The organism is Actinomadura scrupuli (assembly GCF_050971785.1).
Classification (GTDB): Bacteria; Actinomycetota; Actinomycetes; order Streptosporangiales; family Streptosporangiaceae; genus Actinomadura_E; species Actinomadura_E scrupuli.
This window is the reverse complement of the sequence record NZ_JBPCCU010000003.1, coordinates 818,558-841,471: the sequence shown is the minus strand read 5'-3', so window position 1 is coordinate 841,471 and position 22,914 is coordinate 818,558. Positions and strand designations below refer to the sequence as shown.

Genomic DNA, 22,914 nt, shown 5'->3' with positions numbered 1-22,914 from the left:
CCCAGATGGAGACCACCGAGACCACCGGCACGGCGCCCCGGGACCGATCGGTGCTCCGGCTCGTCGGCACCGAGCCGGCCCTCCTGCTCGGCGCCGGCCGGGCGCTGATGCTCCAGGTCGCCCACCCCAAGGTCGCCCAGGGCGTCGCCGACCACAGCGACTTCCGCGAGCGGCCGCTGCCCCGGCTGTTCGGCACCCTGGACTTCCTCACCATCGTGACGCTGGGCACCGACGAGGAGGCCGACCGGCTCGGCGCCGTCATCCGCCGCGTGCACGAGGGGATCACCGGTCCCGGCTACTCCGGCAACGACCCCGAGCTCCAGGTCTGGGTCAACGCCACCCTCATCGACGCCGCCCTCTACGTCTACGAGGAGATCCTGCGCCGGCCGAGCGGAGACCTCGCCGAGGAGTACGTCCGCCAGGCCGCGCGGGTGGCCGACGTGCTCGGCTGCCCGCCCGGCACGCAGCCCGCGGACCTGGCCTCCTTCCGCGCCTACATGGACCGCATGATCGCCACGCTGGAGGTGTCCGACGCCGGCCGCGACGTGGCCGGCGCCGTGCTCGCGGGCCGCGGGCTGTGGTACCTGTGGCCCGCCGTGTCGCTCAACCGGCTGATCACCACCGGGCTGCTGCCCGAGCCGCTGCGCGCGCAGTTCGGGCTGGAGTGGAGCCCGGCCCGCGAGCGCACGCTCCGCTACCTGCTGCGCACCGGCGCGTTCTGCTACCTGCTGGTGCCCGGGCGGCTGCGGCGCTCGCCCCAGCACCTGGCCCTGCGCCTGTCCCGCCGCCGCGTGGCCCGCCGCGCGGCCGCCCACCGCTGACCGCCACACTGGTGGGGTGAGGCGGGGGACGTCCCCGCACGGAGGGGGACCGGCTGCCATGCCCGATCGGAGGCCGCGCGTGCGGCCGGTGGAGGACCGCGACCTCCCGCAGGTGGCCGGCATCGCGGCCGCCAACGGCGAGCGGGGCCCGTCCTCGGCCGCCGGTGCCGGATACGTCGGGCACCTGAGGCGGCACGGCGCGTTCCTGGTCGCGGAGCTGGACGGCGCGGTGGCCGGCTACTGCGCCACCCGCCCGGTCGGCGCCGCCACCATGCTGTGCGACCTGTTCATCGACCCGGCCCGCCAGGGCGCGGGCGTCGGGCGCACCCTGCTCGACCGGGCCCTGGACGGCCTCGCGGAGATCTTCACCTTCAGCTCACGCGACCCCCGGGCGATGCCGCTCTACGTGCGGTACGGCCTGGTGCCGCGCTGGCCGCTGCTCTACCTGGAGGGACCGCCCCCGGCCCCCGGGCCGCCGGGGCTGCGCGCCCGTACGGTGCCCGCCGGCCGGGCCGCGGGCACCGAGCGCGCGCTGACCGGCGCCGACCGGGACCCCGACCACGCGTTCTGGGCGACGATGCCGGGCGCCGCCGCGCTGGTCGTGGAGCGGGACGGCGAGCCCGTCGCGGCCGGTGCCGGGGAGGTCACCCCGGGCTCGGGGGCGCTGCTGCACCTCGCGGTCGCCGCCGGAGCCGACGCGGCGCAGGCCACGGCGGCCGCCCTCACCGGCCTCGGCTCCGCGCGCCTACAGGCCTGCCTGCCCGGCCCGCATCCCGCGCTGCGCGGCCTGCTGGCGGCCGGCTGGCGGATCGGGGAGCACGACCACCACATGTCCACCCGGGACGGGCTCGTCGATCCCCGGCAGGTGCTGTCCCCGGCGCTGGCCTGACCCGCCGCTCCCGCGGGCGCGGCGGCCGGGCCCCTGGCTCAGAGGGCCACGCCCAGCAGGGCGTCCGCCAGGGCGCGGACCTGGCCCGGGGCCAGGGCGTCGTCGCCCGCACCGGCCAGCGCCCGACCGGCCCACCGGTCCACCGCGGCCAGCGCCCCGGGGGCGTCCAGGTCGTCGGCCAGCCGGTGCCGGACCTCGTCGAGCAGCGGCGCGGCGGGAGGCCCGGCGGACAGGTGCGCCGCCTCGCGCCAGCGGCCCAGCCGGGCCTCGGCGGTGGCCAGCTCGGGAGCGGTCCATTCCCAGTCCGAGCGGTAGTGGTGGGCCAGCAGCGCCAGCCGGATCGCCATCGGGTCTGTGCCCGCGCCGCGCAACCGGGACACGAACACCAGGTTGCCCTTGGACTTCGACATCTTCTCGCCGTCCAGGGCGACCATGCCCGCGTGCACGTAGGCCTGGGCGTGCGGACGCTCGCCGGTGCCCACCTGGGCGTGCGAGGCGCCCATCTCGTGGTGCGGGAAGGCCAGGTCTGATCCGCCGCCCTCGATGTCGAAGGCCATGCCCAGGTGCTCGAGGGAGATGGCGCAGCACTCGATGTGCCAGCCGGGGCGGCCGCGGCCCATCGGCGAGTCCCAGGCGGGCTCGCCGGGCCGCTCGGCCTGCCAGAGCATCGGGTCGAGCGGGTCCTTCTTGCCGCGCCGCTCCGGGTCGCCGCCGCGCTCGGCGAACAGCGGCGCCATCTGCGCCACGGTCAGCCCGCTGACCTGGCCGAAGCCGGGGTCGGAGCTGATCGGGAAGTAGACGTCGCCGTCCACCTCGTAGGCGGCCCCCTTGGCCCGCAGCCGCTCGATGAACTCGACGATCAAGGGGATCGACTCGACGGCGCCGACGTAGTGGTCGGGCGGCAGGATGCGCAGCGCGGTCATGTCGTCGCGGAACAGCCCGATCTCCCGCTCGGCCAGCTCCCGCCAGTCCTGCCCGGTCTCCTCGGCCCGCACCAGCAGGGGGTCGTCGACGTCGGTGACGTTCTGGACGTAGTGGACGCGGTGCCCGGCGTCCCGCCAGACCCGGTTGACCAGGTCGAAGGCGAGATAGGTCGCGGCGTGCCCGATATGGGTGGCGTCGTAGGGGGTGATGCCGCAGACGTACATCCGCGCGGTGGCACCGGGCACGGTCGGTCGTACCGAGGCCGTGCCGGTGTCGTACACGTGTAGTTGCAAGCCCGTTCCGGGCAGTCCGCTGTCCGCCAGGGGGGGCACCTCGGGTGCGGGCCACGATCGCATGCGGAGAAGCCTATCCGTGCTCCATATGTGTCCTCGCGGGCAGATCGCCCTTTGGCGTCCGGGGGCCGCGGATCGCCGCGGGCCAGGGTCCCGGGGCGGCCCGGCCCGGGACCCTGGCGCAGGTCATCCGGCGATGCGGTGCTGGGTCCAGAACGCCGTGAGGTCGGTCGGCGTGGCCGCCTGCGCGGCGGCCTTGAACTCCGCGGTCGTCGACACGCCGTACCAGTGGCCCTGGGCGTAGGCGCGCAGCAGCGTGGTCATGGCGGAGTCGCCGATCAGCCGCCGCAGGTCGTGCAGCGCGCATTTGCCGTAGCCGTAGACGACGGTGGAGTACCGGGAGGAGTGCGCGTCCCAGTACGCCATCGAATTGGTGATGTTCTCGGCGGAGGAGGCCCAGGAGACGCTGTTCCAGCATCCGGAGCCGGTCCTGCCGAAGTAGAGGTCGGTCGCGTAGTCGGCGAACGACTCGTCCAGCCAGGGGCTGGTGTACTCGTCGTCGCCCACGATGCCGTACCACCACTGGTGGGCGAACTCGTGCGCGAGGGCGGTGGAGCTGACCAGGTCGAGCACGAAGCCCGGGTACTCCATGCCGCCGAACCAGAAGTTGTTGTCCAGCACCACGTCGGCCTCGGCGTAGGGGTAGGCGCCGAACCGCTGGGCGTGCGCGTCGAGCGCGCCGGTGGCGGTGGACAGCATGGACTGGGCGGAGGAGGCGCTGATGGCGCTGACCCGGTAGACGCCGACCCTGACCCCGGAGGCCGAGGTGCCGGTGATCTTCTGGAACGGCCCGGCCGCCCAGGCGAAGTCCCTGACCTTGGCGGCGGTCGCCGTGGTGACGGTGCGGCCGGCGGTGCCCGGGGTGTCGGTGGACGTGCCGGTGGCGGGGACGCTCAGGGAGGCCGGGTGGTCCAGCGTCACCGTGAAGTCGCTCGCCAGCGAGTAGAACGACTCCCCGTTGTTGGTGTACGGGTCCAGGTGCCATCCCGCGGCGTCGCGGATCGCCAGGAGGGGCAGCGCGTTGCCGATGAAGCTGTACGCGCCGTCCCGGCCGAAGCGGTCGGCGCCGCTCGGCACGGCCACGCTCAGGTCGAAGCCGATCGTCGCGCTGTGCCCCTGGCTGAGCGGCGCCGGCAGGGTGATCTTCAGTGCGGTGCAGCCCACGGTGAGGGCCCCCGCGGTGCCGCCGGTCACCTGGGAGACCGTGATCGGAGTGTTAGACGGGCAGGTGCCGTGGTAGTTGTCCCACAGCCGCAGGTAGACCTCCGGCAGCGGGGTGGCCGAGGCGTTGGTGAAGGTGACGCTCTCGTGCCCGGTCCAGGTCGCGCCGGTGGCGTCGCTGCTGAGGTTCACCGTGTACGAGGGCGTCGCGGGCGTCCGGACCGGGTCGGCGGCCGGGGCCCCGCCGGAGACGTCCAGGGCCACGTCGTCGAGCACGAAGGAGGTCTGCAGGCTGGAGTCCTCGGTGCCGGTGAAGGCCAGCGTCACGGTCTGGCCGGCGAACGCCGAGACGTCGATCGTCTTCTGGGCGTACCCGGTGTTCCTGTCGAGGTTGGAGTAGGTGGCGAGCGTGGTGCCGCCGATCTTCGCGGTGAGCGTGTCGTAGGCGATGCCGGTCGTGGTCTCGGCGGTGCCGACGTGCAGCCAGAAGGTGAGCGAGGCGGCGGAGCACCCGGCGGGCAGCGTCACCGTCTGCGTGAGCGTGTCGGTGTGGGTGCCGCCGGTGCCGTCCAGGCGGGCGAAGCGGCCGCCGGAGTGGGCGGTCTGCCCGCCGCCGGTGAAGATGACGCCGGTGGAGGCGGTCCAGGGCGTGGTGCCGGTCTCGAACCCGCCGTTGCCGACCACCTGGGCGGGGGTGCAGGCGGCGGCGGCGTGCGAGGCGGCGGCGGGGGCGGCGGCCAGGCTCGCCGCGGCGGCCGCGGCGGCCGCGATGATCGCGATGAGTCTTCTCATGATTCCTCTCGGGAGGAAGGGCCCCGGGCGCGGCGGCGGGGTGCCGCGCCCGGGGCCGGGAGGGACGGCCGGTCAGGACGTGGTCAGTGCCACGTCGTCGATGACGAAGCTGGTCTGCAGCCCGGAGTCCTCGACGCCGCTGAAGGTGAGCGTCACGGTCTGCCCCGCGAACGAGGAGACGTCGAAGCTCTTCTGCGCGTACCCGGACGCGGAGTTGAGGTTGGAGTACGTCGCGAGAGTGGTGCCGCCGGCCTTCACGGTGAGCTTGTCGTAGGCGATGGTGCTCGTGGTCTCGGAGGTGTCGATGTGCAGCCAGTAGGTGAGCGTGCCCCGGCAGCCCGAGGGGATCGTCACCGACTGGGACGCGGTGTCGGTGTGGGTGGTCCCGTAGCCGTCCAGCCAGGCGAAGTGGGTCCCGGTGCGGGCGGTCTCACCGCTGCCGTTGGCCGAGACCACCCCGGAGGTCGTCGTCCAGGGGGCGGTGCCGCTCTCGAACCCGCCGTTGACGACCTTGTCGCCGGGGGAGGGGCACCCGCCGCCGACCGGGTTGATCGTCCAGGTGAACGTGGCCGCGCCGGTGAGGTTGGAGGTGTTCCTGGCGGTGACCGTCACCGTGGAGGTGCCGGCCGTGGTGGGCGTGCCGGAGATCAGGCCGGTGGAGGCGTTGATCGACAGCCCGGCGGGCAGCCCGGTGGCGCTGTAGGTGAGCGTCTGGCCGCCCGGGTCGGTGGCGTTGATCTGCAGGCTCGTGGCGGTGCCGACCGTGCCGGTCTGGTTGCCCGGGGAGGTCACCGCCGGGCTGCCCGGCTGCCCGGGACAGGTGCCGGGGACCGGGTCGGAGCCGGTCACGCTGACCGCCGCCCAGGCCGCGTTGACGGTGTTGTACTCGGTGCAGTGGGTGCCGTACAGGTCGGCCGCCGCCTTGAGCGAGTCGGTGCGCGCCGCGGCGTAGTTCTCGTTGCTGTTGGCGTAGGACGCCAGGGCCTTGAACCAGATCTTCGCGGCCTTGTCGTTGCCGATGCCGGTGACCGTGGAGCCGTTGCACGTCGGGCTGTTGCCGTAGCCGTGGTCGCCGCTGCCGACGGCGGTCAGGAAGAACCAGTGGTTGAGCGGGCCCATCGAGTAGTGCGGGTCCAGGCCGCCGTTGCCGCTGGTCCAGCAGTTGGGGGACCTGCCGTCGAGCGAGGGGTTGTACATGTACCGCAGCGGCGTGTTGTTGCCGTTGATGTTGATCAGCTCGCCCATCGTGTAGTCGGGCGTGTCATTGGCGTTGCCGGCGTAGAACTCCACCATCGTGCCGAAGATGTCGCTGGTGCCCTCGTTCATGCCGCCGGTCTCGCCGTTCTCGCCCCAGCCGACCAGTTCCCCGCTGACGCCGTGGCTCATCTCGTGCCCGGCGACGTCGAGCTCGGTGAGCGGCCGGGCGTTGCCCGAGCCGTCGCCGTAGGTCATCTGGCTGCCGTCCCAGAAGGCGTTGACGTAGGCGTTGCCGTAGTGGGTGCGCGAGGGCACCCCGGCGCCGTTGCCGAAGATGCCGTTGCGGCCGTGCACGTTCTTGAAGTAGTCGAACGTCCTGGCCGCCCCGTAGTAGGCGTCCACGCCCGCCGACGCCGGGTCGCTGTTGGTGCCGTTCCCGAAGGTGCCGGTGGTGTTGCTGAAGATCGTGCCGGTGCCGCTGGTGGCGTGGTTGAGATTGGTGGCGGTGTTGTTGCCGTGCGAGGGGTCCCGCATCGACCAGGTGCCGCCGGAGACGGTGAGGTCGATCGGCACCGTCCCGCTGTAGAGGGAGTTGCCGGTGCCGGCGGTGAGGGCCGTGGCCGCCGGGGGCGCGGCGTTCGTCCGGCCGGCGGGCAGGAAGGAGGAGACCTCGTCCCGGACGCCCACGACCTGGCCCTTGCGGGCGTCGACGAGGACGTGCAGCCGGCTCGGCGTCTGGTCCGCGCGGACGCCGCCGACGACGGTCTCCCAGACCAGCGCGGCCGAGCGGCCCGCCGCCCGCACCGCGAGGCGCGGGGCGGAGACCGAGGTGACCGTGCCGCGCAGCCTGCTCCGCGACACCGCCGCCGCCCGGGAGGCGGGCACGGACGGGGTGGTGGAGACCGCGCCCACGGCCGGGGTGGCCGGGTCGAGCGAGGCGTACGACCCGTCGGCCCGCAGGTGCACGACGAGATCGCCGCCGTACACCGGCAGGCCCTTGTACCTGCGGTCGAACCGGACGTCGGCGGTGCCGTCACGGTCGACGACCACGGACCGGGCGGCGAACGTGTGGCCGGTCGCGGTGCGCGCCTGCCGGGGATGCCCGGAGATGGCCTTCTCCGCGTTCGCGATCGCGCGCTTGCGGGCGGCGGGCGGCGGGTCGGTGGTGAAGGAGCCGGAGGTGAAGGCGGCGGGCCCGGCGGGCTGCCGGGCGGGCGCGGCGGGCGGTGCCGCTCCGGCCGGGGAGCCGGCCACGGCGCCGCCGGCCGCGCAGAGCAGTGCCAGGACCGGCACCATCGCGATTCGTCGTCGGTTCACGGAGGCATTTCCTTTCGCCTCGAGGGCGGGGAGGCCCGCACGGGGCGGGCGGGCGGGAACGCACGAGGACGAGAGCGGCGCGCGGAGGTCCCCCTCTCCTGTGGCAAAGCGGGGCGATTGCCGCTTCCCAGACAGAAGGGAGTCTCCGCAGGCGAGACGCGCGCGAGAAGGGTCAGCGGGCACCGATAGGGATATCCCTACGGGCGGGCGGGGCCGGTCCCGCGCCGGAGGGACGGCTCAGTCGGCCGGGCCGGCCGCCTCGCGCCGGACCACGGCGATCCGCGCGACGTCCACCCGGGAGCGCACGCCCAGCTTGCGGAACGTGCGGGTCAGCGCGGCCTCGACGGTCTTGACGCTGACGAACATCCGGGAGGCGATCTCGCGGTTGGTCGCGCCCTCCGCGACGAGTGCGGCGACCCTGCGCTCCACCACGCTGAGGGTGCCGAGCAGCTCGATCTCGGCGACCGGCGCGGCCGGCGGCACGTCCAGCCGGTCCAGCTCGGCGGTCACCAGGCCCAGCCAGGGACGTGCCTCCGCCCGGGCGAAGATCTGGCGGGCCTGCCGGAGCGGTGCGCGGGCCGCGCCGGGGTCGGCGACGCGGATCCGGAGCCGGCCCAGGGCGAGCAGGGTACGGCCCTCCTCCAGCGGATACGGCAGCCCCGCGAGCGTCCCGGCGGCCCGCTCCAGCCCCCACGCCGCCGCGTCCAGGTCACCGCGGGCCTGCGCCACCAGCGCCGACGCCCGCTCCAGCGCGGCCAGCAGCCCGCGCCGCCCCAGCGCGGACGCCCGGGCCCGGGTCTGCGCGACGAGATCGGCGGCCTCGTCCGCGCAGCCGGTGGCGGCCAGCGCCTCGGCCAGGTCGGGCTGCCAGCGGCGGATCGCCGGATCTCCGAGGCCCTGCCCGGTCTCCAGCCGGCGGACCGCGCGCAACGCGGTGGCGGCCTGGGCGGCCTCACCCCTCATCAGCCGGACGTGCCCCACCGCGTGCAGGGTCCGGGGCAGGAAGAGCTGGTCGCTGTCGTCCTCGCTGTGCCGCTGGGCCCGCTCCGCGGCGGCGAGGGCCCGGTCGGGGCAGCCGCCGGCCGCCTCGGCCAGCGCGACGGCGTACCAGGCCGGTCCCTGGCTCAGCCCGGTGTCCTCGGCCAGCCGCAGGCACTGCCCGGCCAGGTCGAGGGCGCGCGCGCAGCGCCCGCGGTGCACCTCGACCTGGGCGAGGCTGTGCAGGCACATGCACAGGCTCTCCACGGCGCCGCGCTGGCGGACCGCGTAGGTCAGGGCCCGCAGCTCGGTCCGCGCGTCCTCCAGGCGGTCCTGGAGGAGGTGGTGGCGGTGCTTGAGATAGGCCGGGCCGTTGTGGTCGAAGACGACCCGCGGGTCCTGCGGCTCGGCCAGGGCCAGCGCCAGGGTCCGCTCCGCGTCGGGGTATCCCAGGTACAGCTCGGTGTGCGCCTGCTTGGTGAGCGCGAGCAGCTCGGTGCGCCGGTCCCCGGCCTGCGCCGCGAGGGCCGCCGACCGGGCCGCCTGCGCGTGCGCGTCCGGGGCCGAGCCCTTGACCATCCACGCCCGCCAGGCGAGCCGGTAGTGCAGCTTCGCCAGCAGGCCGGGGTCCCCGCACGCGTCGGTGAGGGCGAGCGAGAACACGTCGTCGACCTCGGCCAGCGCCTGGCCGCAGGAGTCGATGACGATGATCCAGGCGCGGACGCGCTCGGCCGGGGTGCCCGAGCAGGCCAGCACCTCGTGCGCGATCCGGCGGGCCAGCGCGAACTCCCCGGCGGCCACCGCGTCCTCGGCCGCGGTGAGCCGCCGGTCGGCCTCACCCGACGGGTCCCCGGCCGGCGTCCGGTCCGCGGCGAGCTGGCCGAGGCGGGCGGCCGTCGCCGGTGCCCCGCGGCGCCGGGCCGCGGTGGCCGCCTCGCTCAGCGTCGCGGCGACCTGCGCGTCCCGCTCGGGCGTCACCAGGGCCAGGTGACGGGCACGTTCCACCGGGTCGTGGACGGCGTCGGCGAGCGCCGCGTGGGCGCGCAGCCGGTTCTCCGCGGGCGACTCCGCGTACAGCACCGCCGACAGCAGCGGATGGGTGAACCGCACCGCGTCGCCGGTGCCGGGCTGCACGATGCCGTCGCGCTCGGCCTCGTGGACGTCGCCGGCGGCGCGCCGGCGCCCGGCGGCCTTCAGCAGCCGGATCGTGGGGCGGGCCGCGGCGCTGGCCGTCAGCAGCGTCTGCTGCGCGCCGGGCGACAGCGCCCGGAGCCGACCGAGCATGAGGGTGCGCAGGCTGCCGGGGACCGGCAGCGGCGCCGCGGGGTCCAGCGGCTCCGCGCTCTCCCCGAGCGCCCGGCCCAGCTCGAGGGCGAAGAACGGGTTGCCGCCGCTGGCCCTGTGGATCTTCGCCAGCACCGGCCGGGGCAGGTCCAGCCCGATGTGGTCGCCGAGCAGCGCGGAGATCTCCGCGGCCGTCATCGGCGGCACCCGCAGCGACAGCAGCGGGGGAGGGCCGAAGGCGGGGTGGGCGGGCGGCCCCGCGCTCTCCGCGCGCACGGCGGCCACCGCGCTGAGCGGCAGGTCCCCGGCCCGCCGGGCGACGAAGGCGAGCAGCTCCGCGCTCGGGCCGTCCAGCCACTGGGCGTCGTCGATGACGACGAGCACCGGGCGGCTCTCGCACAGCACCCGGAACGCCGACAGCACGGCCACCCGCAGGGAGAGGCCGTCCCGCTCGCCGGCCGGGCCGTTGCGCCGCAGCAGCGCCGACTCCAGCACGGTCCGTTCGTGCGCGGGCAGGATCCGCAGCACCTCGTCACCGGTCTCGGCGAGCAGGTCGATGAGGCCCAGGAAGGGCAGATGGCGTTCGGTCTCGGACGGCGAGCACCGCAGGACCCCGTGCCCGGCCCCGGCGAACTCGGCGGTCAGCACGGACAGCAGGGTCGACTTGCCGATGCCCGCGGGCCCGGCGAGCAGCACGCTGCCACCGGCGCCGAGATGCGCCCGCGCACGCACCAGCAGCGGGTTCATGCGGATCACGGCCTGCGCACGGCGTCCCCGGTGGGCATGCCGGTGCCCCACCGGGGGCGGCTGGATCGCTCCGCCGCCGCCGCTGATTCCCCCGTTCGGCCCAGAAGCGACTGCCATGGCGCGGGTCCTCCGCACGCTGTTCGGGTCCAGCGGGTGAGTTCCGGCGCGAAGGTAACTCCGGTGCGATCATCCCGTCAACGCCCGGGTAGGTGATCGACCGGATCCGGCCCGTGAGCGGTGCCCGTGCCGGGCACGCCGCCGGACGGTACGGGGCCGGAGACGGCGGAGGTGCCGGAGACGGGCGGAGGTGCCGGAGGCGGCCCGGCTCAGACGGGGGGACCGGCGCTGCCGGGCCCGCGGCGGCGCAGGTAGCGCTCGAACTCCCGGGCGATCGCCTCACCGGAGGCCTCGGGGAGCTCGGCGGCGTCCTTCTGCTCCTCCAGCGCCCGCACGTACTCGGCCACCTCGGTGTCCTGCTCGGCCAGCTCGTTGACGCCGTTCTCCCAGGCGCGGGACTGCTCGGGCAGGTCACCGAGCGGCACGGTCACGTCGAGGAGGTCCTCGACGCGGTGCAGCAGCGCGAGGGTCGCCTTGGGCGAGGGCGGCTGGGCGACGTAGTGCGGCACCGCGGCCCACAGCGACATGGTGCTGAGGTCGGCGCGGGAACAGGCGTCCTGCAGGACCCCCAGGATGCCGGTGGGCCCCTCGTAGCGGGCGGGCTCGAGGTTGAGCAGGGTGGACAGGCCCAGATCGGAGGAGGAGCCGGTCACCGGGACCGGCCGGGTGTGCGGCGCGTCGGCCAGCAGCGCGCCCAGCAGCACGACGGTGGCGGCCTCCAGCTCCAGCATCAGGCCCACCAGCTCACGGCTGAACGACTTCCACCGCATGTTCGGCTCGATGCCGCGGATGAGGATCACGTCGCGGTCGGAGTCGGGCACCCGCGCCCAGGAGATCCGGGTGGTCGGCCAGTTGATCCGGCGGGTGTCGCCGTCGAGCTCCACCGTCGGCCGGGTCACCTGGAAGTCGTAGTAGTCCTCCGGGTCGAGCTCGGCGATCGGGGTCGCGTCCCAGGCCTCCTCCAGATGCTGGATGACCCCGCTGGCCGCCTCTCCCGCGTCGTTCCAGCCTTCGAAGGCCGCGATCACCACCGGATCGACGAGCTCCGGTACGTCCTCGAGCTCGATCACGTGCAGCCTCCCTCCCGAACATCGGCCGCACCAGCCCCCGGGCACCCGCCCAAGATCGGCCACTACAACCCTATGTCCTCACAGGGCCGTACCCGGCCGCGCCCGGTTCGATCGCCCCCTGACCGGCACCGCCCCGGCCCCCGCCCCCGCCCCCACCCCTCCCGGCCCATCCCTCCCTGACCACCTCCGTGATCACGCAATCAATCGTCGAACGATTGCATGATCACGAAGCGGGGGCATGATCACGGCAGGGGAGGTGATCACGGAGGGAGGGGTAGGGCGGGGGGCGTGGCCGCGAGGGCGCTCCTACTTGCCGTCGGTGGTGTGCACGATCAGCACGTCGCAGGGGGAGCGGTGGGAGAGGTTCGCCGGGACCGAGCCGAGCAGCCGGCCGGCCAGGCTGTTCAGGCCGCGGTTTCCGATGACGACCAGATCCGCCTTGCGCTCGGTGGCGATCCGGGTGATGACGTCCACGGCGTCGCCCTCGACGGCCACCTGGTCGATGTCCCGCGCGCCCGCGGCGACCGCCCGCTCCCGGGCGGCGCGCAGCGCGTCGTCGGCGGGGGTGGAGCCCTGCACCTTGTACGCGAGGTCGCCCAGCCGGTCGGCGGCGCTGAGCCGCTCCTTCTCCGCCATCGGGTGGTAGGCCGAGGCGAGAAGCAGGGTCGCGCCGGTGGCGGCGGCCAGTCCCGCGGCCTTCTCGACCGCGAGGAACGAGGACGACGAGCCGTCGGTGCCGACCAGAATGGTGCTGTACGCGCTCATGGCCGCTCCTTACCAGTGAGTAGTGTGCAGAGGGGAACCGTAGCGTCATCTGCCCGGCTCGTACACGGATTGAACGCTATTCGGTGGTGACTCCGGTCGCAGTCCTGCCCCCGTCCGCCACGTGTCTGCCATATGGACGTCAGGGCGGGTGCCGCCGGGCTCCCGATAGGCTGTCGTCCTATGAGTGCATCACCGGAATCCCTGCGTCAGGCCCTCCGTGAACGTGTCGTCGTGGCCGACGGAGCGATGGGGACGATGCTCCAGGCCCAGGACCCCTCACTCGAGGACTTCCAGGGCTTCGAGGGCTGCAACGAGGTCCTCAACGTCACCCGGCCCGACATCGTCCGGTCGGTCCACCAGGCCTACTTCGACGTGGGCGTCGACTGCGTCGAGACCAACACCTTCGGCGCCAACCTCGCCAACCTCGGCGAGTACGACATCGCCGAGCGGATCGAGGAGCTGTCCGAGGCGGGCGCCCGCATCGCCCGCGAGGTCGCCGACGCCTACTCCACCCCGGACCGGCCGCGCTGGGTGATCGGCTCGATCGGCCCCGGCACCAAGCTGCCCACCCTCGGGCACGTGCCCTTCGCCGACCTCCGCGACGCCTACGAGCGCAACGCGGCCGGGCTGCTGGCCGGCGGCGTGCACGCCATCCTGGTGGAGACCTGCCAGGACCTCCTCCAGGTCAAGGCCGCGGTCATCGGCACCAAGCGGGCCATCGCCAAGGCCGGCGCGGACACCGTCCTCATCGCCCAGGTCACCATCGAGCAGAACGGCGCCATGCTGCTCGGCTCGGAGATCGGCTCCGCGCTCACCGCGATCGAGCCCCTCGAGGTCGACCTGATCGGCCTCAACTGCGCCACCGGCCCGGCCGAGATGAGCGAGCACCTGCGCTACCTCGCCCGGCACTCCCGCCTCGGGCTGTCGGCCATGCCCAACGCCGGCCTGCCCCAGCTCACCTCCGACGGCTCCTACTACCCGCTGACCCCCGGCGAGCTCGCCGACGCGCACGACACCTTCACCCGCGACTACGGGCTGTCCCTGGTCGGCGGCTGCTGCGGCACCACCCCCGAGCACCTCCGGCAGGTCGTCGAGCGGGTGCGGGGCCGGGAGCTCGCCGCCCGCAAGCCCCGCCCCGAGGCCGGCGCCTCCTCGCTCTACCAGCACGTGCCGTTCCGCCAGGACACCTCCTACCTCGCGATCGGCGAGCGCACCAACGCCAACGGCTCCAAGGTCTTCCGCGAGGCCATGCTGGCCGAGCAGTGGGACGAGTGCGTCAGGATCGCCCGCGACCAGGCCCGCGACGGCGCGCACCTGCTCGACGTCTGCGTCGACTACGTCGGCCGGGACGGCGTCCGCGACATGAAGGAGATCGCGTTCAGGTTCGCGACCGCCTCCACGCTGCCCATCGTGCTCGACTCCACCGAGGCGCCCGTCATCCAGGCCGGCCTGGAGATGCTCGGCGGCCGCTCGGTCATCAACTCGGTCAACTACGAGGACGGAGCCGGCCCCGACTCCCGCATCGGCCGGCTGATGCCGGTGATCAAGGAGCACGGTGCCGCCGTCATCGCCCTGACCATCGACGAGGAGGGCCAGGCGCGCACCGCGGAATGGAAGGTACGAGTCGCGGTCCGGCTGATCGAGGACCTCACCCGCACCTACGGCATGCGGCTCGAGGACATCATCATCGACGCCCTCACCTTCCCCATCGCGACCGGCCAGGAGGAGACCCGCCGGGACGGCGTCGAGACCATCGAGGCGATCAGGGAGATCAAGCGGCGCTACCCGGCCGTGCAGACCACGCTGGGCCTGTCCAACGTGTCGTTCGGCTTGAACCCCGCCGCCCGGATGGTGCTCAACTCCGTCTTCCTCAACGAGTGCGTCAACGCCGGCCTGGACTCCGCCATCGTGCACGCGTCCAAGATCCTGCCGATGGCCCGGATCCCCGACGAGCAGCGTCAGGTAGCCCTCGACATGGTCTACGACCGCCGCAGGGAGGGCTACGACCCGCTGCAGAAGTTCATGGACCTCTTCGAGGGCGTGGACGCCGCCGCCATGCGGGCCACCCGCTCGGAGGAGCTCGCCGCGCTGCCGCTGTGGGAGCGGCTCAAGCGGCGCATCATCGACGGCGAGATCCAGGGCCTGGAGCCCGACCTGGACGAGGCGCTCTCGCAGCGGCCCGCGCTGGAGATCATCAACGACGTGCTGCTGGACGGCATGCGGGTCGTCGGCGAGCTGTTCGGCTCCGGCGAGATGCAGCTGCCGTTCGTCCTGCAGAGCGCCGAGGTCATGAAGTCCGCGGTCGCCTACCTCGAGCCGCACATGGAGAAGGCCGACGACGGCGGCAAGGGCCGCATCGTGCTCGCCACCGTCAAGGGCGACGTCCACGACATCGGCAAGAACCTCGTCGACATCATCCTGTCCAACAACGGCTACGAGGTCGTCAACCTCGGCATCAAGCAGCCGATGTCGGCGATCCTCGAGGCCGCCAAGGAGCAGCGCGCCGACGTGATCGGCATGTCCGGGCTGCTCGTCAAGTCGACCGTGATCATGAAGGAGAACCTCGAGGAGCTCAACTCCCGGGGCCTCGCGAGCACGTGGCCGGTGGTGCTCGGCGGCGCCGCGCTGACCCGTGCCTACGTCGAGCAGGACCTCGCCGAGCTGTACCACGGGGAGGTCCGCTACGCCCGGGACGCCTTCGAGGGCCTGCGCCTGATGGACGCCTTCATGGCAGTCAAACGCGGCGAGGCGGGCGCCCAGCTGCCTCCGCTGCGCGAGCGCCGGGTCCGGAAGGGCGGCGCGCAGCTCAAGGTCACCGAAGCCGAGGACATGCCCGCCCGGTCCGACGTCGCCACCGACAACAAGGTGCCCGACGCGCCCTTCTACGGCGACCGGGTCGTCAAGGGCATCGCCATGGCCGACTACACCGCCTTCCTGGACGAGCGGGCCACGTTCATGGGCCAGTGGGGCCTCAAGCCCTCGCGCGGCGGCGACGGGCCGTCCTACGAGGAGCTCGTCGAGACCGAGGGCCGGCCGCGGATGCGCATGTGGCTGGAGCGGATCCAGGCCGAGGGGCTGGTCGAGGCGGGGGTCGTCTACGGTTACTTCCCCGCGGTGAGCGAGGGCGACGATCTGGTCGTCCTGCACGAGGACGGCTCGGAGCGCACCCGGTTCACCTTCCCGCGCCAGCGCCGTGACCGGCACCTGTGCCTGGCCGACTTCTTCCGGCCGAAGGAGTCGGGCGAGCTCGACGTGGTCGGCTTCCAGCTCGTCACCGTCGGATCGAGGATCAGCGAGGTCACCGCCGAGCTGTTCGCGAACAACTCCTACCGCGACTACCTGGAGCTGCACGGCCTGTCGGTCCAGCTCGCCGAGGCGCTCGCCGAGTACTGGCACACCCGCGTCCGCTCGGAGCTCGGCTTCGGCGCCGAGGACTCCGAGGACGTCGAGGACTTCTTCAAGCTCGGCTACCGGGGCGCCCGCTTCTCCCTCGGCTACGGCGCCTGCCCCGACCTGGAGGACCGGGCGAAGATCGTCGAGCTGCTGAAGCCGGACCGGATCGGGGTCGAGCTCTCCGAGGAGTTCCAGCTCGCCCCGGAGCAGTCCACCGACGCGATCGTGGTCCACCACCCGGAGGCCAAGTACTTCAACACCTGATCCCCGTGCCCCGGCCGGCGCCGCGGCTCGTCCGCGGCGTGCGCCGTGGGGCGGTGCTCGCGGCGCGTGCGCCGGGGAGGGGTCCGGTGCGGGGCGAGAGGGGGATACGGGCGTGACACGGGGACTGCAGGCCGTCCTGTTCGACATGGACGGGTTGCTGGTGGACTCCGAGCGGCTCTGGCTGGAGGTCGAGTACGACGTGGCGGCCTGGCTGGGCATCGCCTGGGGGCCGGAACACCAGGAGGCCACGGTCGGCGGCTCGCTGGACCGCACGGTCGCGTACATGCTGCGGATCGGCGGGCCGGTCGCGCCGCCGCAGGAGGTCGGCCGGCGGCTGCTGGACGGCATGGCCGGGCTGCTGAGCGCCCAGGTGCCGCTGATGCCCGGCGCCAAGGACCTGCTGACCCAGGTCCAGGCCGCCGGGCTGCCCGCGGCGCTGGTCACCTCGACCCATCGCCGGCTGCTCGAGCACGCCCTCGACGGCATCGGCCGGGAGTTCTTCGCCGTCACGGTGGCCGGTGACGAGGTGGCCCGGACCAAGCCGGCCCCCGACCCGTACCTCACGGCGGCGCGGCTGCTGGAGGTCCTCCCGGCGCGCTGCGTGGCCCTGGAGGACTCACCGACCGGGGTCGCCGCCGCCGAGGCCGCGGGCTGCGTCACGGTGGCCGTGCCGAGCGTCGTCGCGGTGCCGCCCGCCCCGGGGCGCACCGTCGTGGGCTCGCTGACCGAGCTCGATCTGCCGAGGCTGCGGGAGCTGATCCCCTAGGGGACGCCTACGGCCGGGGGAGGAGGCGGCGGCGTACGGAACCGTTCGCCTGGATGAGTCGTTGTCCCGGTGCGGCGTGCGACGATGGCAGAAGTCGTACGTGACAGGCATGGGGGCCGGTATGAGCGACGTCTTTCTCTTCGTGATCAGCTTGGCGATCACCGGGCTCGGCCTGGCCGGCAGCTGGACGGCCTTCCAGCGCAGGGGCCTGGCCTCGGGCATGCGCGGCACCGCGTGGTCGCTGGTGCCGATGGCGGCCTACCTCACCGGGCTCACCAAGTGGATGACCGATCTGGTGCTGAGCCCCGTCAAGTGGGCGGGCCTGCTGCTGCTGGGCGTGTCCGTCCTGCTGTACGTGACCTCCGGCGTGATGCTGCGCCGCGGCGTGGCCGGTGCCGAGGGCCGGGCGGCCGCTCCGGCCGGCAAGAAGACCAAGCCCGGCCGGGCCGTCGAGCAGGGCGGTTCCGGGGCCGGTGTCGACCCGGACCTGGCCGACATCGAGGCGATCCTGCGCAACCGCGGGATCAGCTGACCCGATCGTTCCCGGCCCCGGGCGGGCCGTCGCGCCGGTCCGCATGAGGCCGCCGGCGCCCGTGCCGACGTCACGATTTGTAAACTAAGTCACGTCCCCATGCGTACCGTCCGTGGTCATGACTAGGCGGTCATTGGGATAACCTACGGCACTTTCTTCCCATCAGCGGACAATCGGTCTCAAAAAAGACTCGGAACGGTAAAGCTTCCCGTGAATCTGGGTTCAGGACTTGCACAGCAGGGGTGTGCGCAAAGTATGTTCTGGGCGATTCGTCAACCGTGACGTCAAGCTCGCGTATGCCCATGGACACGGCCGGGTCACAATCCGGCCACGGGGGCTAGCGCGATCTTGGCTCACGCAGGACAGTCCTGACTGGAGAGTAAGTCTCCCTTTCAGTAGAGGTGGGCGTGGGGGGTTCCGGGTCGGCGCATGCGCTGGTCGAGGTGGCTCCGCGCTTCCAGGCAGCGTGGCCGATTGGGAGGTATGTGGCGTGACCGCGCCCATCGAGGTGTCCGGCTCACAGGCCGAGGCACAGCCGGAATCCGTCCTCGCGGGCGTTGACCGGAAGGCGATCGAGGGCCGCTCGCTCGGGCAGATCGCCTGGCTGCGCCTCAAACGGGACAAGGTCGCCCTGGGCGGCGGGGTCGTCATCGTCCTGCTGATCCTCATCGCGATCATCGGGCCCTTCCTGCTGCCCTCGCCGTACGAGTACCACCAGGATCTGATCGACGTCACCTACAACCGCCCCAACAGCGGGATCTGGCACACCGGCATCAGCGCGAGCCACCCGCTGGGCGTGGAGCCCGGCACGGGCCGCGACATGCTGAGCCGGATCGTCAAGGGAGCGCGGATCTCCCTGCTGATCGCCTTCCTGGCGACGCTGCTGTCGGTCGTGATCGGGGTCTTCCTCGGCGTCATCGCCGGCTACTTCGGCGGCTGGGTCGACACCCTGCTCAGCCGGGCCATGGACGTGTTCCTCGCCTTCCCGCTGCTGCTGTTCGCGATCGCGCTGGTCGGCGTCGTGCCGGACAAGGCCTTCGGGCTCCAGGGCAACGGGCTGCGCGAGCTGGTCCTGATCTTCGTGATCGGCTTCTTCAGCTGGCCGTACATCGCGCGCATCATCCGCGGGCAGACCCTGTCGCTGCGGGAGCGGGAGTTCGTCGACGCGGCCCGCAGCCTGGGCGCGCGCAGCCCGTACATCCTGTTCAAAGAACTGCTGCCGAACCTGGTCGCGCCGATCCTGGTCTACTCGACGCTGCTGATCCCGACCAACATCCTGTTCGAGGCGGCGCTGTCCTTCCTCGGCGTGGGCGTCAACCCCCCGGAACCGTCCTGGGGAGGCATGCTCACGCTCGCGGTGCCGATCTATCAGTCTGACCCGATGTACATGGTCATTCCCGGCATGGCCATCTTCATCACTGTCATGGCCTTCAACCTGCTCGGCGACGGGCTGCGTGACGCCCTCGACCCCCGAGCGAAGTGATCTTCCGTCCCGGACGATCAGCCCCCCACCTATGAAGGAGTGCGCCAGCACATGAACAAGATGAAACCGCTTGCGATCCTCGCCTTGGGCGCGGCGCTGAGCACCGGGCTCGTCGCCTGCGGCGGCGACTCGGATGACGGCGGCGGCTCGAGCAGCGGAGGCGGCGCCGCTTACAACGGCGCGGTCGAGAACGTCATCAATGTGTCGAACACCAAGGGCGGCACGCTCCGCCTCGGTGACTCCGACGACTTCGACTCGCCGGACCCGGGCGACACCTACTACGCCTGGGTGCAGAACTTCGCCCGGCTGTACTCCCGTGCGCTGACGACGTTCAAGCCGTCCGCCGGCAACGACAGCCTCACGGTCGTCCCGGACCTCGCCGAGTCGCTGGGTACCACGAACGACGGTGGCAAGACCTGGACGTTCAAGATCCGTAAGGGCGTCAAGTTCGACGACGGCACGGTCGTGACGTCCAAGGACGTGAAGTACGCGATCGAGCGCAGCAACTTCAGCGACGAGCTGCAGCTGGGGCCGAAGTACTTCAAGGCCTACCTGGTCGACAACAAGCCGCCCTACAAGGGTCCGTACAAGGACAAGAGCCCCGAGGGCCTGAAGTCCATCGAGACCCCGGACGACAACACCATCACCTTCCATCTGATCCAGAAGTTCGCGGACTTCAACTACCTGGTTCAGATGTCGGAGAGCGCCCCGGTCCCGCAGGCCAAGGACACCGGCCTGAAGTACCGCAACAGCATCGTCTCGTCCGGGCCGTACAAGATCGAGTCCTACAGCCAGGGCAAGCAGATGAACCTGGTGCGCAACCCGAACTGGGACCCGGCCACCGACCCGATCCGTAAGGCGCTTCCGGACCGCATCGAGCTCCAGCTCAAGCAGGACGCCAACGACATCGACAACCGCCTGCTGTCGGGCGCGCTCGACATGGACGTCACCGGCGTCGGTGTCCAGAGCGGCACCCAGCCCAAGGTCCTGCAGGCCGCGGCGAAGAAGAACACCGACAACCCGATCCAGGGCTTCCTGCGGTTCATGTCGATCAACCAGCACGTCAAGCCGTTCGACAACATCCACTGCCGGATCGCGGTCCAGTACGCGACCGACAAGGTCGCGGCGCAGAGCGCCTACGGCGGCCCGGTCTTCGGCGGCGACGTGGCCACCACGCTCATCCCGCCGACGGTCAACGGCTACCGCAAGTTCGACCTGTACCCGAGCGGCCCGGACGGCCACGGCGACCTCGCCAAGGCCAAGCAGGAGCTCGCCGCCTGCGGCCAGCCCAACGGCTTCAAGACCAAGCTGACGGCCCGTTCCGACCGGCCGAAGGAAGTCGCGATGGCCCAGGGCATCCAGCAGGGTCTGGCCAAGGTCGGCATCACCGCCGAGATCAAGACCTTCCCCGCCGGTGACTACTTCAACAAGTACGTCGGCGCGCCCAGGTACGTGCACGACAACGGCATCGGCCTCATGCTGATGGCGTGGGCGGCCGACTGGCCGACCGGCTTCGGTTTCCTCCAGCAGATCGTCGACGGCCGGGCCATCAAGCCCTCCGGTGGCAACAACCTGCCCGAGGAGAACAACCCCGCGGTCAACGCCGCGTTCGACGCCGGCATCGCCAACACCGACGACGCCGCCCGCACCAAGGCGTGGGGCGACATCGACGAGATGGTCATGAAGGACGCCGTGAACGTCCCGCTGATCTACGCCAAGGCGGTGCTGTACCGCCCGCCGAACGTCAAGAACGTGGGCATCACGTTCGGTTACGGCGGCATGTACGACTACCTCAACATGGGCGTGAAGTAGTCCGTCACTCCCGTTAGTTCATCAGAAGGCAGGTGAAGGCATTGGTCGCCGGCCGGCCCGGGTGGGGACACCCGGGCCGGCCGGCGGCCGGGGCCGCACGTTTTGGTCGCATACATCATCCGGCGCTTGATCGGGGCCGTGCTGTTGCTGCTGGTGGTCACGGCCGTGACCTTCGGGATCTTCTTCGAGATCCCCAAGCTGGCCGGCCAGACCACCGATCAGCTCGCGGCCTCGTACGTGGGTAAGGCGCCGACAGCCGAAGCCATCCATGACACCAAGGTGCGGCTCGGCCTCGACAAGCCGGTCGTCGTCCAGTACGGCAACTTCCTCAAGGGCATCGTGGCGGGCCAGAGTTTCAACAACGGCCCGGACAAGGAGTGGTGCCCCGCTCCGTGCCTCGGCTACTCCTTCCGGAGCAGCGAGCCCGTCCTTCCCCAACTGCTCGACAGGGCACCGGCCACGATCTCGCTCACCGCAGGGGCCTCGGTCATCTGGCTGGTGTTCGGAGTCGGTACCGGGATCATCTCGGCCTTGCGCCGGGGGAGCATCCTCGACCGGACCTTCATGAGCGTGGCCCTCGCGGGCGTGTCCCTGCCCATCTTCTTCACCGGCCTGGTGTCGATGGCGATCGTGGCCTACGGATGGGGCTGGGCCGAGACCGGCGGCGGCACGTACCCGCTGGTCGGCGGCCTGTCCTCGATCACCAACGATCCGGCCAAGTGGTTCCAGTCGCTGATCCTGCCCTGGATCACCCTGGCCTTCCTCTACGCCGCGCTCTACGCGCGGCTCACCAGGGCGGGCATGCTGGACACCCTCAACGAGGACTACATCCGCACCGCCCGGGCCAAGGGACTGCCGGAACGCACGGTCATCACCAAGCACGCCCTGCGCGCCACCCTCACCCCGATCCTCACGATCTTCGGGCTGGACATCGGGCTGCTGCTGGGCGGGGCGGTGCTCACCGAGTCGACCTTCAGCATCCCGGGCATCGGCCAGCTGGCGATCCAGTCGATCGGCACCGGAGACCTCCCGATGGTCCTGGGCGTGACACTGCTGGCGGCGATCTTCATCGTGATCGCCAACCTGGTCGTCGACGTTCTCTACGCAGTCATCGACCCGAGGGTGAGGCTCAGCTGATGGGGCGCATGTGGAACCGCGCCGAGGAGATCGGCGGTTCGCCGGCCACGCCGGCCGAGACCTCCCCTCCGCCGACGGCGTTCCTGGAGGTGCGCGACCTGCGCATCCACTTCCCGACCGACGACGGGCTGGTCAAGTCCGTCGACGGCCTGTCGTTCCAGCTGGAGCGCGGCCGTACGCTCGGCATCGTCGGGGAGTCGGGCTCCGGGAAGAGCGTCACCAGCCTGGGCATCCTCGGCCTGCACAACCGCGACAACGCCGAGGTCTCCGGTGAGATCTGGCTGGACGGGCAGGAGCTGGTCGGCGCCACGCAGGACCAGGTCCGCCGGCTGCGCGGCCGCAACATGGCGATGATCTTCCAGGATCCGCTGTCCTCGATGCACCCGTTCTACACGATCGGGAACCAGATCATCGAGGCGTACCGGATCCACAACGACGTCTCCAAGAAGGTGGCCCGCAAGCACGCGATCGACATGCTGGGCCGGGTCGGGATCCCGCAGCCGGACCGGCGCGTCGACTCCTACCCGCACGAGTTCTCCGGCGGCATGCGGCAGCGGGCCATGATCGCCATGGCGCTGTCGTGCGACCCGGAGCTGCTCATCGCCGACGAGCCCACCACGGCGCTCGACGTCACCGTGCAGGCGCAGATCCTGGACCTGCTCCGCGACCTGCAGCAGGAGTTCAACTCCGCGATCATCATGATCACGCACGACCTGGGCGTCGTCGCCGAGCTGTCCGACGACATCCTGGTGATGTACGGGGGCCGGTGCGCGGAGTACGGCGACGTCGAGGACGTGTTCCACCGGCCCGAGCACCCCTACACCTGGGGCCTGCTCGGCTCGATGCCGCGGCTGGACCGCGACCGCACCGAGCGGCTGATGCCGATCAAGGGCACGCCGCCGAGCCTGATCAACGTCCCGGCCGGCTGTGCCTTCAACCCCCGCTGCGCCTACTGCGAGCTCACGGGGGGCAAGAGCCTGACCGAGCGGCCGGAGTTGCGGGAGACCGCTGCCGGGCACAAGGTGGCCTGTCATCTGCCGGTGGACCAGCGCCGGGAGATCTGGGAATCCGAGATCCTGCCGAAGCTGTGAACCTGGGGGAGAACGTGAGTA

Annotated in this window: 15 protein-coding genes; 9 read left to right on the top strand and 6 right to left on the bottom strand. The window is 72.0% G+C overall.

The window, feature by feature from the left end:
- The first annotated feature begins 5 nt into the window (after positions 1-5).
- Complete coding sequence (locus ACRYCC_RS18180; protein WP_433813528.1) at positions 6-821, top strand: oxygenase MpaB family protein; 816 nt, start codon at positions 6-8, stop codon at positions 819-821.
- 58 nt (positions 822-879) lie between these two features.
- Positions 880-1,710: a GNAT family N-acetyltransferase gene (locus ACRYCC_RS18175; protein WP_433813527.1), complete on the top strand. Its 831-nt coding sequence runs from the start codon at positions 880-882 to the stop codon at positions 1,708-1,710.
- Between the two features lie 38 nt (positions 1,711-1,748).
- Here the strand turns inward: ACRYCC_RS18175 and mshC are convergent, their stop codons facing one another.
- From mshC to ACRYCC_RS18145, 6 genes are all read right to left on the bottom strand, one after another.
- Positions 1,749-2,990 (bottom strand): cysteine--1-D-myo-inosityl 2-amino-2-deoxy-alpha-D-glucopyranoside ligase, encoded by a 1,242-nt coding sequence (gene mshC, locus ACRYCC_RS18170; RefSeq protein WP_433813526.1) that lies wholly within the window; start codon positions 2,988-2,990, stop codon positions 1,749-1,751.
- Positions 2,991-3,113: 123 nt separating this feature from the next.
- Positions 3,114-4,940: a M1 family metallopeptidase gene (locus ACRYCC_RS18165; RefSeq protein WP_433813525.1), complete on the bottom strand. Its 1,827-nt coding sequence runs from the start codon at positions 4,938-4,940 to the stop codon at positions 3,114-3,116.
- 72 nt (positions 4,941-5,012) lie between these two features.
- Positions 5,013-7,454: a M4 family metallopeptidase gene (locus tag ACRYCC_RS18160; protein ID WP_433813523.1), complete on the bottom strand. Its 2,442-nt coding sequence runs from the start codon at positions 7,452-7,454 to the stop codon at positions 5,013-5,015.
- Between the two features lie 237 nt (positions 7,455-7,691).
- On the bottom strand, positions 7,692-10,580 hold the full coding sequence (locus ACRYCC_RS18155) for a helix-turn-helix transcriptional regulator (protein WP_433813521.1): 2,889 nt from the start codon (positions 10,578-10,580) through the stop codon (positions 7,692-7,694).
- A 209-nt stretch (positions 10,581-10,789) separates the two neighbouring features.
- Positions 10,790-11,650 carry a PAC2 family protein gene (locus tag ACRYCC_RS18150; RefSeq protein WP_433813519.1) on the bottom strand — a complete coding sequence of 287 codons (861 nt, stop codon included), beginning with the start codon at positions 11,648-11,650 and terminating at the stop codon, positions 10,790-10,792.
- Between the two features lie 306 nt (positions 11,651-11,956).
- A complete protein-coding gene (locus tag ACRYCC_RS18145) occupies positions 11,957-12,415 on the bottom strand; it encodes a universal stress protein (RefSeq protein ID WP_433813517.1) in 459 nt (152 codons plus the stop codon).
- A gap of 180 nt (positions 12,416-12,595) precedes the next feature.
- On the opposite strand from ACRYCC_RS18145, the gene metH reads away from it, so the two are divergent.
- The 7 genes from metH to ACRYCC_RS18110 all read left to right on the top strand — a co-directional run bounded on the left by metH (position 12,596) and on the right by ACRYCC_RS18110 (position 22,893).
- On the top strand, positions 12,596-16,072 hold the full coding sequence (gene metH / locus ACRYCC_RS18140) for a methionine synthase (protein WP_433813516.1): 3,477 nt from the start codon (positions 12,596-12,598) through the stop codon (positions 16,070-16,072).
- A 112-nt stretch (positions 16,073-16,184) separates the two neighbouring features.
- Positions 16,185-16,838, top strand: coding sequence for an HAD family hydrolase (locus ACRYCC_RS18135; protein WP_433813515.1), 654 nt, complete (start codon positions 16,185-16,187; stop codon positions 16,836-16,838).
- Between the two features lie 121 nt (positions 16,839-16,959).
- Positions 16,960-17,370: a hypothetical protein gene (locus ACRYCC_RS18130; protein ID WP_433813513.1), complete on the top strand. Its 411-nt coding sequence runs from the start codon at positions 16,960-16,962 to the stop codon at positions 17,368-17,370.
- Between the two features lie 490 nt (positions 17,371-17,860).
- Entirely contained in the window at positions 17,861-18,853 is a 993-nt protein-coding gene (locus ACRYCC_RS18125; RefSeq protein WP_433813511.1) for an ABC transporter permease, read from the top strand.
- 51 nt (positions 18,854-18,904) lie between these two features.
- Positions 18,905-20,665 (top strand): ABC transporter substrate-binding protein, encoded by a 1,761-nt coding sequence (locus tag ACRYCC_RS18120; protein ID WP_433813509.1) that lies wholly within the window; start codon positions 18,905-18,907, stop codon positions 20,663-20,665.
- A 102-nt stretch (positions 20,666-20,767) separates the two neighbouring features.
- Positions 20,768-21,802 (top strand): ABC transporter permease, encoded by a 1,035-nt coding sequence (locus ACRYCC_RS18115; RefSeq protein WP_433813507.1) that lies wholly within the window; start codon positions 20,768-20,770, stop codon positions 21,800-21,802.
- An 8-nt stretch (positions 21,803-21,810) separates the two neighbouring features.
- On the top strand, positions 21,811-22,893 hold the full coding sequence (locus ACRYCC_RS18110; RefSeq protein WP_433813921.1) for an ABC transporter ATP-binding protein: 1,083 nt from the start codon (positions 21,811-21,813) through the stop codon (positions 22,891-22,893).
- The last annotated feature ends 21 nt before the right edge of the window (positions 22,894-22,914 follow it).

Bases quoted from the DNA above. Each gene is read 5' to 3' on its own strand.
- ACRYCC_RS18180 (WP_433813528.1), top strand. From the start codon at position 6: ATGGAGACCACCGAGACCACCGGCACGGCGCCCCGGGACCGATCGGTG.
- ACRYCC_RS18175 (WP_433813527.1), top strand. From the start codon at position 880: ATGCCCGATCGGAGGCCGCGCGTGCGGCCGGTGGAGGACCGCGACCTC.
- mshC (WP_433813526.1), bottom strand. From the start codon at position 2,990: ATGCGATCGTGGCCCGCACCCGAGGTGCCCCCCCTGGCGGACAGCGGA.
- ACRYCC_RS18165 (WP_433813525.1), bottom strand. From the start codon at position 4,940: ATGAGAAGACTCATCGCGATCATCGCGGCCGCCGCGGCCGCCGCGGCG.
- ACRYCC_RS18155 (WP_433813521.1), bottom strand. From the start codon at position 10,580: ATGGCAGTCGCTTCTGGGCCGAACGGGGGAATCAGCGGCGGCGGCGGA.
- ACRYCC_RS18145 (WP_433813517.1), bottom strand. From the start codon at position 12,415: ATGAGCGCGTACAGCACCATTCTGGTCGGCACCGACGGCTCGTCGTCC.
- metH (WP_433813516.1), top strand. From the start codon at position 12,596: ATGAGTGCATCACCGGAATCCCTGCGTCAGGCCCTCCGTGAACGTGTC.
- ACRYCC_RS18130 (WP_433813513.1), top strand. From the start codon at position 16,960: ATGAGCGACGTCTTTCTCTTCGTGATCAGCTTGGCGATCACCGGGCTC.
- ACRYCC_RS18120 (WP_433813509.1), top strand. From the start codon at position 18,905: ATGAACAAGATGAAACCGCTTGCGATCCTCGCCTTGGGCGCGGCGCTG.
- ACRYCC_RS18110 (WP_433813921.1), top strand. From the start codon at position 21,811: ATGTGGAACCGCGCCGAGGAGATCGGCGGTTCGCCGGCCACGCCGGCC.